Origin of the sequence: Paenibacillus sp. FSL P2-0089, from assembly GCF_038595095.1 — a bacterium.
In the GTDB taxonomy this organism is placed as follows: Bacteria; Bacillota; Bacilli; order Paenibacillales; family Paenibacillaceae; genus Paenibacillus_AQ; species Paenibacillus_AQ silagei.
This window is the reverse complement of the sequence record NZ_CP152006.1, coordinates 18,933-32,099: the sequence shown is the minus strand read 5'-3', so window position 1 is coordinate 32,099 and position 13,167 is coordinate 18,933. Positions and strand designations below refer to the sequence as shown.

Annotated in this window: 8 protein-coding genes; 5 read left to right on the top strand and 3 right to left on the bottom strand. The window is 52.9% G+C overall.

Features of this window, described 5'->3' with window-relative positions; all coding sequences use genetic code 11:
- The first annotated feature begins 174 nt into the window (after positions 1-174).
- The 3 genes from NST69_RS00145 (at position 175) to NST69_RS00135 (ending at position 4,234) form a co-directional block, all read left to right on the top strand.
- Positions 175-1,050 carry a Cof-type HAD-IIB family hydrolase gene (locus tag NST69_RS00145; protein ID WP_036723577.1) on the top strand — a complete coding sequence of 292 codons (876 nt, stop codon included), beginning with the start codon at positions 175-177 and terminating at the stop codon, positions 1,048-1,050.
- A 274-nt stretch (positions 1,051-1,324) separates the two neighbouring features.
- Positions 1,325-1,795, top strand: coding sequence for an Imm30 family immunity protein (locus NST69_RS00140; RefSeq protein ID WP_036723578.1), 471 nt, complete (start codon positions 1,325-1,327; stop codon positions 1,793-1,795).
- A 93-nt stretch (positions 1,796-1,888) separates the two neighbouring features.
- Complete coding sequence (locus tag NST69_RS00135; RefSeq protein WP_342548184.1) at positions 1,889-4,234, top strand: UvrD-helicase domain-containing protein; 2,346 nt, start codon at positions 1,889-1,891, stop codon at positions 4,232-4,234.
- A gap of 88 nt (positions 4,235-4,322) precedes the next feature.
- Here the strand turns inward: NST69_RS00135 and NST69_RS00130 are convergent, their stop codons facing one another.
- Positions 4,323-5,651, bottom strand: coding sequence for a 6-phospho-beta-glucosidase (locus NST69_RS00130; protein ID WP_342548183.1), 1,329 nt, complete (start codon positions 5,649-5,651; stop codon positions 4,323-4,325).
- Between the two features lie 273 nt (positions 5,652-5,924).
- Between NST69_RS00130 and NST69_RS00125 the strand changes: the two genes are divergently transcribed.
- Positions 5,925-6,641, top strand: a complete 717-nt coding sequence (locus NST69_RS00125) for a GntR family transcriptional regulator (protein ID WP_036723582.1) — start codon at positions 5,925-5,927, stop codon at positions 6,639-6,641.
- A gap of 92 nt (positions 6,642-6,733) precedes the next feature.
- Here NST69_RS00125 and NST69_RS00120 read toward each other — a convergent pair whose 3' ends face one another.
- On the bottom strand, positions 6,734-9,277 hold the full coding sequence (locus NST69_RS00120; RefSeq protein ID WP_342548182.1) for a hypothetical protein: 2,544 nt from the start codon (positions 9,275-9,277) through the stop codon (positions 6,734-6,736).
- A gap of 23 nt (positions 9,278-9,300) precedes the next feature.
- Positions 9,301-11,241 carry an S-layer homology domain-containing protein gene (locus tag NST69_RS00115; protein ID WP_342548181.1) on the bottom strand — a complete coding sequence of 647 codons (1,941 nt, stop codon included), beginning with the start codon at positions 11,239-11,241 and terminating at the stop codon, positions 9,301-9,303.
- 618 nt (positions 11,242-11,859) lie between these two features.
- Between NST69_RS00115 and NST69_RS00110 the strand changes: the two genes are divergently transcribed.
- Entirely contained in the window at positions 11,860-13,155 is a 1,296-nt protein-coding gene (locus NST69_RS00110) for an extracellular solute-binding protein (protein ID WP_342548180.1), read from the top strand.
- Positions 13,156-13,167 lie beyond the last annotated feature (12 nt).

Here is a 13,167-nt window from a genome sequence, read left to right as displayed (position 1 = left end):
TGATAAAATACAAGTGGAAACGGCTTTGCCGTCCTTTTAAGGGACGGTACCGTTTCAGCGAGAAATAGAAGGATAATTTATCGTGTGAAACATATAATTTCTTATATTTCAGGCAAAGCATACGCACCCTTGAAGGGGAAATACAATAAATAGATAGAACAGGAGATCAATCACATGCTTATTGCACTGGATATGGACGGAACACTGCTCAATGCGGAGGGTGAAATCAGCAACGAGAATAAAGAGGCTATTCTTCAAGCACAGCGCCTGGGGCATATCGTGATTATCGCTACGGGCCGTTCCTACATGGATGCTGAACGGCAGCTGCGGCTGGCTGATCTGGAGTGCCCTGTGGTGAGTCTTAACGGTGCTGTGATCACGCTGGCTGACCGGACGGTGGCGGCAAGCACTCCGCTGAATAAAGAGGATATTATCCCCGCACTGCGCTGGATGAATGAAATTCCTGAATTGTATTACGAGGTATACACTGAGGATAACGTATATGTAGAGCTGGACAAGCGGGTACAACTGGAGAAGCTGGCTACTCTTAAGGATACTGAGGTACCCGAGGAATTGGCCTGGCTGCTCCAGGCAATGGTAGACCAGCAGTTCCAGCAGGCAGCGGTAACCTACGTGGAGAAGATGGAGGACGTCTGGAGCAAGGAAGAGAATCTGATCTATAAGACCCTGGTCTTCTCGCTGAACCGTGAGCTGCTGAAGGAAGCCTCTGTGCGGTTCGCTGCCATTCCCGGGCTGATTATTACCGCATCGCATGTCAACAATATCGAGATCAACCATAAGGAAGCGAATAAGGGCACCGGTGTAAGCATGCTCGCAGCCCATTACGGGATTCCTGCGGAGCAAGTGGCGGTGATGGGCGACAGCTACAATGATCTGCCTATGTTCGAGATGGCGGGGTACAAGATTGCCATGGAGAATGCCGCCCCTGTGCTGAAGCAGACCGCCGACTTCATTACGTTGAGCCATACGGAGAATGGTGTAGCGGCGGGACTGCGGCATCTTCTGAACAGCAAAACAGCCTTCAAATGAAGGCTGTTTCCGCTAACGGCGGTCGGTCCCCGAGCGCCGAAAGCATAATAATGAGATGGCGCCCAGGTTGACTGCTAAATATAGAATGAGCGTCAACCGTTCGGCATTGGTTAATTCCATAAGCACCGGAATAAACATGATATCCCTCCATACCTCACTTCTATTTGTCTATCTGTTATAATCAGCTAGTCCTTTGTTCAATATATTAGTATTATCTGTCAAAAAGTGGACTTTATGATAAATGGCGTTATTTTCTGCTGGGAGGAATTACTCTATGAACCACCTATACCCCGGGATTGCCCGGTTATATGAGAACCGGCTGCTGCGCACCGAGCTGGAATGCGAGCAGTTCGATCAGGCACTGGAGGGTCTGGCCGGTGATACAGAGGATGCCGTCATTCACCAGATCTTCAAAGTATTCGACGATGATACGGAGCAGGAAGAGGTGATGTTCAGCCTTGTTCATTTTGTGGAGAGTGTCCAGATGGAGATGTATCTGACCCAGCTGCTGGAGTCGCTGCCGGAGATGCTGGAGCACGCCCGCAACTGGGCGATTGTGCTGAATCAAAGAATTCTCCAGGACGACCGCTACCGCAAGGATTACGCCGAGATCGCCGTCCGTATGCCGCCAAGAATCCGGCAGTGCCTGGCCTTCCTGCTGGAGGAGATCAAGGAGGACCAGCCCCGGCTGTACGAGCGCAAGGTGAATTCTTTTCTGGCCAAGCTGAATGCATCCGGGAGATAGCCTCGTGCAGAATAGAGTGCGGAATGGTATAGTGTATACTGGCCAAAACCGCATGACTGATTACGCATTCAGAAACAAACGAAGGTGAACATAATGAACAAGCTCTTATTTCATAATATCCCGCTGGGAGCCAGCGGTGAGAATATCCCCCAGGCGAAGGTAGCCTCAGCCCGGACAAGCCGGGAGACGGTACAGCCGGGGGACAGCGATGCCGCTTATTTCAGGCGGCTGGAGGCAGGCGGCATTCTGCTCAATCCGCCGCAGATCTCGGCGGTACGCCATCATCTCGGGCCGCTGCTGACACTGGCTGGAGCCGGCTCCGGCAAAACCTCGGTGCTGATCTGCAGAGCCGGGTATTTGCTGTCTGTGCGCGGCATCGCCCCCGGACGCCTGCTGCTGCTGACCTTCTCCAGCAAGGCAGCTGCAGAGATGCGCGAGCGGATCGCCCTGCTGCCCGGGGTGAACGAGGGGGATGCTGCGCGCCTGCAGGCGCGTACGTTCCACTCGTTCTTTCTTTATTTCCTGCGGCGGCAGGGACTGCGGCAGGATATTTTCAGCGAGACCCGCCGCCAGCATATTCTGCTGAAGCAGATTATGCGCGAGCTGGGGCTGCCGAAGGATGCCTATCCGCCGGAGAATCTGCTCAGCCTGCTCTCCGCCTGCAAGATGAATATGGGCTTGCCCGGGCAGCTGCCGGAGACTACCGAGGCAGAGAAGGAGATGAAGGCCATCCTGGCTCTATACGAGCAGTGGAAGACCGATAATTTCAAAATCGATTTCGACGATGTCCTGCTGCTCGCCTACCAGATGCTCCGGGAACAGCCGGCGCTGCTGCGGGAGCTGCAGCAGCAGTATCAATATGTGATGGTTGATGAGTTCCAGGATACGAATGCGCTGCAATATGAGCTGGTGAAGATGGTGGCTGCTCCGCAGGATAACCTGATGGTGGTCGGCGACGATGACCAGACGATCTACTCCTTCAACGGTGCCCGCAGCGAGTTCATCCTGGAGTTCGAGAAGCTGTATCCGCAGGCCAAGGTGATTACGCTGGATATCAACTACCGGTCCGGTCCGGCGATCATCGGGCTGGGCAACGGTATTATCCGCCATAATTCGCGGCGCCGCGCCAAGACGTTGCAGGCAGCCCGCAGCAGCGGCCTGCCGCCCCGTTACCTGCGTCCGCAGACAGCAGATGACGAGGCTGGACAAATCGTGGAGCATATTGAGCGTGAAACGCAGAGCGGGGCCCGGGAATACCGTGATTTCGCCCTGTTGTACCGCGCCACAAGCAGCAACCGGGCGGTGCTGGAGCTGCTGCTGCTGCGCGATATTCCTTATATTGATTACGGCGAAGGCCAGCTGCTCTATGAGCATTGGCTAATCTCTCCAGTGCTGGATCACCTGCGCCTGTCGGTGAACCGCCGCGACTTCGCTGCCATGGAGAATATTCTGCCGACACTCTACATGAACCGGGACAAGGGAATGGAGCATATCCGGCGCATGGAGGCGGTACAGGCGAAGCAGGGCCCGTTGATTCATCTGCTCTCCATGCCGGGCATGGAGGATTTCAAGGGCGTCAAGCTGCGCGAACGGCTGGACCTGATCCGCGGCCTGCGCGAGCTGACACCGCTACAAGCGATCCGCCAGATCCGCACAGTATTCTACGATTATTTCATCGAAGGCAGCGAGCGCCATCAGGCTACGCTGCACCGGGAGACGCTGAAGGAAATGCTGGATGAGCTGGAGTCCTCGGCCGAGCGCTTCGCTACAATTCCGCTGTTCCTCGAATTCATCGACAACGTAACGGAGCGTAACGAGCAGAACCGGCAGCCGGGGCTGAAGGAGCAAGGCAACCGGGTGGCGCTGATGACCATCCACAAATCCAAGGGACTGGAGTTCCCCGTAGTCTTCCTGATCGGAGCATCAGAGGGAATTCTGCCGCATAGCTCCGCTCTGGAGGAGGACCGTGCGAAGGACCGCAAGCCAGCGAAGGCCTCGGTCAAGGTGATCAGCGCGGCTGCTGCAAAAGCCGCAGCCGAAGCGGGCATTGCCGCATTGGAGGAAGAGCGCCGGCTCGCCTACGTGGCCGTTACCCGGGCCAGGGAGGAGCTGTTCATCAGCTCGCCGGCAAGGCATCGGGGCAAGAAAGCGGAGGTCTCGCGCTTCATGCTCGCGGCCTTCCGTTCGGCGGCCATCCCACAGGCACCGGCTCCAGCCGCCGGAGCCAGCAGCCCGAACAGAACGCATGTAACACGCAGCGGCACACACGGTTCAGCCGCAGTGAGAACACATACTGTTCCGGTCTGGCAGTGCACCGGCAAAGCCTGTCCGGGCTGGACCCGCAAGAAGGCGGGCGGCGCAGAGGATCACCTGACCTCGAAGCCGTGTCCGCTCTGCAGCTCCCCGATGGAACCAAGCACCCGGGAGGTCCCGGTATAACAGGACGCACGGCTGCCATGCATAACATCAGCCCCTTTCAGCAGCTAATCGGCGCTGCAGAAAGGGGCTGATGCCGTTATTCCCGGGTTTATCTTGCCCGCACCTGGAATTGGGGCAGGTACTCGGCATTCTGCTCCAGAATGTCGGCCAGTACTTCCTTGGCGATCCGCTCGTCACCCACCAGCGGATGGATCGTCAGGGCCTGCAGTGCAGAGGCATAATCTCCTCTTACTGCAGCATCTATGGTCAACTCCTCGTAAGCCTTCACTACCTGCAGCAGACCTCGGATCTGCGGGGGAAGTGGCTTGCTTGGTGCAAGCGCATGCGGCCCATCGGATTTGATGACACAGTTGATCTCAATGGAGACATCACCCGGAAGATCCGGAATAACCCCCTGATTACGCACATTGACGGTCTGAATATCGCCGGTATCATTATAGATAGACTTCATCAATTGAACCGCCGCTTCCGAATAGTAGGCACCGCCGCGTTTCTCCAATTGAGCCGGCTTACTGTTCACTTCAGGCTGCTTATAGATCTCGAACAGCTCGGCTTCCACTTCCTTCACATCATCGGCACGTGTCTTGCCGCTCTCCTGGTAATGCTCAGAGATCTCCCGGTACATCTCTTCCTTCATATAGTAGTAACGGTGATACGGGCAGGGAAGTGCACCTACGGACTGAATGAACTCCGAATCCCACTCCAGATCGGGGATGTTGGCCATCGAAGGCCCCTTGGCTCCCGACAGCTTATTGAGAAAGTCCTCCGTCATGTCCTCCCCTTCAATCAGCACCCGGGTCGTCCAGTTGAGGTGATTGATCCCGACAATCTCAATGAACATTTCCGATTGCTGAACCCCGTACAGCTCAGCGATCTGCATCTTCGTGCTTATAGGAAGATTGCATAGCCCCACAGACTTGACCCGGGAATGCTTCGAGACGGCTTCCGTAATGATACCGGCCGGGTTGGTGAAGTTAATCATGAACGCACCCGGAGCCAGCTCCTCGATATCCCGGCAAATATCCAGAATGACCGGAATGGTGCGAAGCGCCTTGGCGAACCCGCCCGCGCCCGTCGTCTCCTGGCCGATTAAATGGTGGGCCAGCGGGATCTTCTCATCTCTGGAGCGTGCATCCAGCATGCCGACACGGATCTGCGTAGCGACAAAATCCGCACCGCGAATCGCTTCGCGCCGGTCCAGTGTCGTATGCAGCCTGATAGGCTTGCCGCTTGCATCAATCATACGCTGCGCCAGTTCCCCTATGATTCTCAGCTTGTCCGCCCCTGCCTCGATATCTGCCAGATACAGCTCAGCAACCGGAAATTCATCATGATACCGGATCAGCCCTTCAACAAGCTCCGGCGTATAGGAGGAACCTCCTCCGATGACTGCGATTTTCAAGTGTTTCTTCTTCATTTGTGATTTCCTCCGTCTCTCTTGAAATGCTCTATTATTGCCCCGGTTAGATGTTTATAATAACAATTCTATTTATTGTTCCTACAAACACATGTCCTTTTTTAACCTTTTTTCTACTCATTGGATTTTCTAATCACTCAAATGATTTGTGAATCTCTATACCCGGCAAAGGGTGCACACTTTATGGATTCAAAATCCCGTCATTTCCATATGGTTTCTCCTGCTCTTTTTCCGTGATATAATATAACAAATTGGCATCGGAGGAAACTTGTAATGACAAAGAGAACAAATAATACATTATATTTCAATATTAAAGAACAACTGCTCAAACAGATTCAATCCGGCTTCTATGCTGTCGGAGAGAAGCTTCCCACCGAAGCCGCGTTATGCGAGATGTTCTCCGCCAGCCGGACCACCATCCGCCTCGCGCTCAGCGAACTGGAGGTTCAGGATATTCTTGAGCGCCACCAGGGTAAGGGCACCTTTGTCAAACGTAAGGAGCTCCAGCTTAACCAGAAACGAAGCTTCACTGAAGATGTGCTGATGAGCGGCAAAGAGCCGACCAGTACAATTATTGAAGCCAAAGTGACACCTGCGGAAATCCCGCTCAATGAATTCCTCAATATTCCGTTGAAAGCACCGGTAAACCAGCTATTGCGGCTCCGCTATGCCGATAATGAACCACTCTTGTATGAGACTACTTATATTGCCTGGGATCTCGCCCCGGGGCTCATTAATGAATATAAGGATGGATCGCTCTTCTCCTTCCTTGAGTCAGAGTATAACCTGAAGGCCCACCGCTCTGTGGAGCAGCTCAAGCCTGTACTCGCGGACAAAACAGCCAGCAGGCTGCTTGGTGTCAAAGAAGGCTCCCCCTGCCTGCAAGTGAGAACTTTTACGTATTTGGCCGATGGTTCCCCTCTGGAATACAGCTTCGGCGTATTCCGGGGTGATTTCCCCAGCTATACTATCGAGAGACAGTTTGGATGAAGGAAGGCCGGGCGACCGTCAGCGCAGAGAGCATACGGAGCACCCCTGGATGGGGCGCTCCGGCTCCGTTACCTTCAGTTCAGTAAGCCCTGTTACTCCTTGATGATCTCAAAATAGCGCCCCAGCCAGTAGGGCAGTGTGAATACCGAACCCGCCTCAATGCTGCCCGAACGGTAGTTATACCCCGGATTGGCCCCGGTAGTCTGGCTGTCATTTTCAAACGGATTCGAGTTATGCTTAATGATGCGCCGCTCATCCGGAGCCAGTGCGTAGTTCGTCTGTTTATAATCATCGCGGTCACCCGGTTCAATATACAGCACATCCTGACGGTCCCACTGTACCGGGAATTCAATCTGGAATTCAGGGAAACGGTACAGGAAGCGGACCGCCGACTGCAGATCGACATCGGTTTTGTCCGGATGCGCAAGCTGGTAGAGGAAGGTGTAGAACGGATTCTCCTCCCGCACCTCATTGGAGTACCATTGATCATAGGCTGCTACAATCTGCGCATGTCTGCCTGCATCCTGCTCAAGCGTAACAAGTATGAATACCGGGAACCAGCCCAGCTCTTCATCCGAGTAATTGATGTATTGGGTCCAGTCATTATGAAGCGTCGCATTGGTGTTCGTGCCATCGCCTGCATTATCCATAGTTACCGGCTGGTTGTCGTTCTCGCTGTAAGCATTGGTAGCCTGACGCACCAGTCTGCGCTCAATATAGTCCTGTGCCATGGCCATATAGCCCTTACCGTTGATATACGGCTCTTCCTTGCTGTAGCTGCCTGCAAAAGCCTGCTCATACGCCAGCTCATACTTGGCCGAATCAGCCGGATAGCTCGCTGCGACAATATAGCTTGCTGATTTCAGCGCAGCCATGACTTGCAGTGCGTTGAGCGGGCCGTCTTCGTAACCGTAGGACAGCGCATCATCCCCTTTTTCGTCAACGCCGATCTTGGACTGCCACTGTACCTGCTGCTCCATAACGCCAAGGCTGTCGTTGAAGTATTTGGCGAACCATCTGGACCACTGTGTTGATTTGCCGGTGGCATCCTCAATATAATAATGGTCGTCCTTCAAAATCAGCTCTGTCATGCGGTGCGTCGTTTCTTCAATGAGGGATTTCAGCTCAAGAAGTTCAGGATCGGTGCTGTCACCGACCAGATATTTATAAGCTGTATAGAACATGGCATAATGGCCATCCACTTCATCTGCAGAAGTATCCGCCTTATACACAATCTGGTTCATGTCGATATGGCCGTCCACAATTGCGCTATCCGGGAACAAATCATTAAAGAATTCCGGAATCTGCTCATAGACGGGAGCTGTCAGCTGAAACAGCGGCTTATTATTGATGCCCGTTGTCTTATCTTCCTTCGCGTCATTGTTGTTAGTGGCGGCCGTAATGACAGGCAGTACCTGATATACTGCGCCGGTTACGGTAGTTCCAACCCGTGTCTTGATATCAATCCCCAGCTTCTGGCCTTCAGGACGCGTCAGATTCAGCTCGTCAATGGCAGCTTGACTAAGCCCAAGCCCATTGTAATTGAGCACATCGGTACCTCCGCTCGGGAACAGCGTGGAGCCTTTTTTGTTCTCAGCGTCTTTGGTTACCCTCACCATGGAATAGCCGATAGGCTCCACCCCGTCGTTACGCTGCATGCTTGGAATGATTCCATTCGGGTTAGTCATGTCCGGCCCGACAAAGTTCTGGAACCAGAAGCCGTTCTGAGATTGGTAGCCGTACACTGAATTGCCCACTGTAGCCGCACTCGCTTCGCTGGTCAGCATATAGGAGCGTGCCGGAAATCCGTTTCCGCGTCCGGAGACATAATCGAGCAGCAGAACGGCCTTGGTCGCTCTAAGCGCCGCCGCTCTTGCATCAGCAATTTCTGCCTGCTCCCCGGAAGCCGGGCTGGCTCCGTACTGCTCCTGCAGTGCTTTATAGCGGAATATTTCTCCCATTGCATACATCGCTGTCCATAGACCGTCATTGTCACTGGTGGTAGGTGTGGAGGTGAATACTCCGGTCTTAGAGTTGTAATTGACCGCATCCAGCGTGCTGTCCGTCTCCGTAAATGTAAAGCCTGCGCCATGAACCATACCGCGCCGATCAAGAATCGACTCCACAAGATCCTCATAGATAAACGATTTGTCATGCAGCGTCTTCTCCGGCATGGCGATATGGGTCACACCGCTTGCCGTCCGGACCCAGATGCCGCCCTTCCCGTCGCTGGCAAGCCCTGTCACATGATCATCGCCGCCGTACAAATACCTCGGTCCGGCCATATACTGAACGATATCCTTAGTGTCGCTTGCGCCGAAGTCAACCCGCTGCAGGCCAGTCTCCGTTCCAATCCAGTAGACCCCCCCGTCCAGAACTACACTGGTTACATCACCGGTTACCGAGAGCGGCAGGAATTTGAGCGCTGCAGTACCGGTGACCCATTCAAGGGTGCCCGGGATGGAGGCAGATCCGGCTTTGTAATAGGTCATTTCCTTGGTCTGCACAGCCTCCAGCTGAACAGGAGAGTAGCCCGCACCCGGCAGCTTCTCCGCAAGCACGGGCGCTGCCGGCAGTACGAACAGCGTTAAGGCAAGCAGTGCACCCGTGATCTTCACGCCATTTCTTTTCATCATGTACATGGTAAGCTCCCCTTTCCTTATTGGTAGATATGCGATACGCCGGTCTGTGTAATAACCAGTACACCCGTACTTTCATCCGGTAAAAGCAGAAGCACCTTGTCATCGTACAATTGCTTGCCTTGAGCGGAATAACTGTTCATTTCATTCGTGACGAGATTGATTTTGGTGACTCCGCTGTCTGTTCCGATCCACAAATAAGTCCGGGTTTTGTCCAATACAGAGGTGTTAATCCCCCGCATCGAAGCGAATATGGAAGGTTTGATATTAAATTCATAATTTACAAAGGTTATTGCATTCACAAGGTTCGGCATGGTCACATCTTTGTTCGCTATCGAAGGCGTGTATGAAGGGTCCTGGAGGAAGGTCAGGTATTGCTTGGCCAATCCTTCTGCTCCTGTGGATCTGAAGGAGCTTAAGGCTTCGGCATAGGTATACAGCTCCGGAGCTTTGGGCTCAGGTGTTGGGGTTGGCGTCGGCGTTGGGGTTGGTTTCGTTGTTGGCGTCGGTGTCGGCGTCGGTTTCGTTGTTGGTGTCGGCACTGGTGTCGGGGTTGGCGTTGGACCCCCTGTATCCGGGCTAGGGGTTGGAGCCTGAGTGGGAGTAGGGGCCTGGCTTCCCGTGCCGCCGCTTGAACCGGTTCCTCCCGAATGGCCGGCCGCTGAAGTGATCAGTTGACCTGAAGCATCAAAATCCTGTCCGCCTATGCTTACCTTCGCGGCATTCATCGTCAGCTTGTCCGGCTTGACAGAGAAAGACACGCCTTCTCCATTGACCACCGCTTCTGCGATTATTCCTTCACCGGTTATAGTTGCTGCGCTGTTCAAGGTCATTTTCTTGACAACCCCGCCTTTATTCAGCTTAATCGCTGAGCCGCCTGCTTTGGACGAGACGTTGAAGCTTCCAATCTGGCCGCCCTCCAGCGTGAAGCTTGCCGGTGCAGCTACATTCAATTCATTAACATCCCCTGATACAGAGACAGCATCGGAAGCCCGCGTAAGCAGGTTAACGGTACTTACCGTCTGATCCGATTCATTGACAATCCGGGCAGCAGAAGTTACATCAATCTTCCCGGCTATCGTCTTTCCCTTCAGCAGAACCCTTACCGGAGATGCGGGCTTGCTGATTACAATTCTGCCCACATGACTGTCCGTTAAGGTGATGCTGTTCATACCGCCGCCGTTTATGTAGACGGTGCCTCCAATCTTAGCATTGATGAAACTCAGATTACCTTCGCCAACGCCGGGAGTAATATATACATTCCCTGAGAAGTTCAGATCCGATAGCGTGCCTCCAGCTGTGTTAACAATCAGGTTGCTGCCGGAGGTTCCCGAATGATCTCCGCCGTCGGCAACCAAGAGGCCCATGGTGTTATTCATCATCTTCACGGCCTCGGCCCGCGTCAGTGCCTTCTTGGGCTGGAACGCGCCTTGCGGTGTGCCCGCCACATAACCAGCTTCCTTCATAGCATAGACCGCTTCCTTGGACCAGCCGGCAAGTTGAGCATCATCGATAAACGGGACGAAGGAATTCCCGGAGGCTGCAACATTAAATACTCTGCTGAGAATCAGCGCCGCCTGCTCACGGGTCAGGACCTCCAGCGGATTGATCCTGCCTTCGCCGTTACCAATAAGAGCACCGGCAGCAACCGCTTTACTGATGTCAGAGGCGTACCATGCCGTCTTAGGGACGTCGGTAAAGCTCTGGCCGCTCTCCTCACTGAAATTAAATATCCGGTTAATCAGGGCGACGAATTCTGTTTTTCTGATTCCTTCATTCGGCAGAACGAGACCTTCCTGATTGCCTTTGAGCAGCCCCATCTCTTTCCACGAGGCTATTTCCTCTGCGGCCCATGCAGGAATCTTCTCCGCTACTTCTGCAGATGCTGCGGGCATGCCCGTAAACGCCACGGATGACACTACGGCGAATACTCCAAGCGTCTGCTTCCATTTGAACTTCATATGCACTCCTCCTCAAGGTTTTGTTAAGCGGTACTTCAGCTGATAACTTCGTACACAACTGCTTCGGAAGCATGTGCTGCATAATCTTCAGGGGTGACATCCTTTTCAGGTTATCTTTTCAAATTGGCAGGTTTTTTCATGTCACCTCCATGTCATATTATCAATGTTATTGTAGTAACATTTACCCACATTCTATTTTTAATCATAACAAATTGTCAATACATTTATTAATTAGAGAGATATTCTTCCTCCCTTTTCCACAAACTCCCATAACATCGTAATTTTCCATGTAAAATCAATGTTGTTTGCGCTTACAATAATCCATTGGTCAAAAATACTTACTGCTTACTTTCTGGATAAAATGATTTTTATATGTCTTTTTGCATGAAAAAACAATTGACAGGCTTCTTGCTATCATGAATAATGAAAGCAATATTGTTACTACAAATATTCGTTGCTCAACCAATCACACACAAAAATCAGAAACACCTCACTCATCTGAGTCATATAACATTACATTTAGGAGTGTGAACGCGTAGGGGAGAGTAGGGACTAAGGATAAAGAGCGTAGTCGCGTCAACTTATTTGCCAATACCAATCAAAGGGAGCGATTAACGAATGAACAAACGGATGATTGCACTGATCTCAACAATGTTGGTTACCGCCTTAACGGGCTGCTCTTCTGCAGCTTCTAATAACAGCCCGGCCAATAACGGAGGCTCCGGTGCAAAACCGGAAACACTCCGTATTGCTATGGGTTCGCCCGGCGAAGGATTGATCAAGGTCTGGGAAACGATCGGCACGGAGTTTGAAGCACAGCATCAGGGGATTAAGGTGGAATTCAGCTATCAGGACGATGACACCTATCAGACGATCGGATTGCCAAATCTGCTAAGCGGCAAGAACGCTCCTGACCTGTACTTTGAATGGGCGGGGCAGCGCCTGCAGACAAGAGTAGCGGACGGTTATGCGGCGGATATTACAGAGCAGCTCCAAAGCTCAGGACTGAAGGATATGTTCGCGGAGGGTACCTTCAATGGTATGGTTAACGACGGCAAGACGTATATGATTCCAACTGCGGGCGATGTGACGAACGTAATCTTTTACAATAAAGCGGTATTCAATGATCTGGGTCTTCAGCCGCCAGCTACCTGGGAGGAATTCCTTAAGGTATGCGAGACCATCAAGCAGGCAGGCATCACCCCGCTCGTGATCGGCAACTCCGATCTGTGGACGGCAGGCAACTGGGTCGCCCATATCATTTCCCGGGTTGTGGGCGAGGACGCCTACAGTGAGGCTATGCAGCTGAAGCAGCCGTTCAATTCGCCTGATTTTGTCAAAGCCTACGGTTACGTGCAGGAGCTCTGGGATAAAGGCTATATTAACGAAAATGTAACTGCCGCAAGCGACAGTGAGGCGGACATGCTGTTCCTGAACGGCAGCGGTGCCATGCACCCGATCGGCAGCTGGCTCGCTCCGACCGCAGTCGAAGAGACGCCGGAACTTGAGCTTGGCTACTTCAATACTCCGGCCATACCGGACGGCAAGGGCAATCAGGAGAGTGTAATCGGCGTGTTGAACGGAATGGTGGTCAATAAAAACTCCAGGCTGATCGACGAGGCTATTGAATTTATGAAGCTCTACAGCTCCCCCGAATCCTCCAAGAAGCTGTCCGATGCCGGGGCTGTACCGATTACCAAAGACGGGATCGACAAGGAGACCATGCTTCCGCTCTCGCTGGAATTGAACGATTTGATGGAAAATGCTCCAGCGCTTGTGTCGCCGCCCGATACCGGCTATTCCATCGAAGTTGCCAACGCGCTCAATATGGCCACCTCTGAAGTTATCGGCGGCGCTAAATCACCTGAAGAGGCTCTGGCTGAGCTGGAGACAACTATCGCCCCTCTAAAGTAACGATGAGTACGT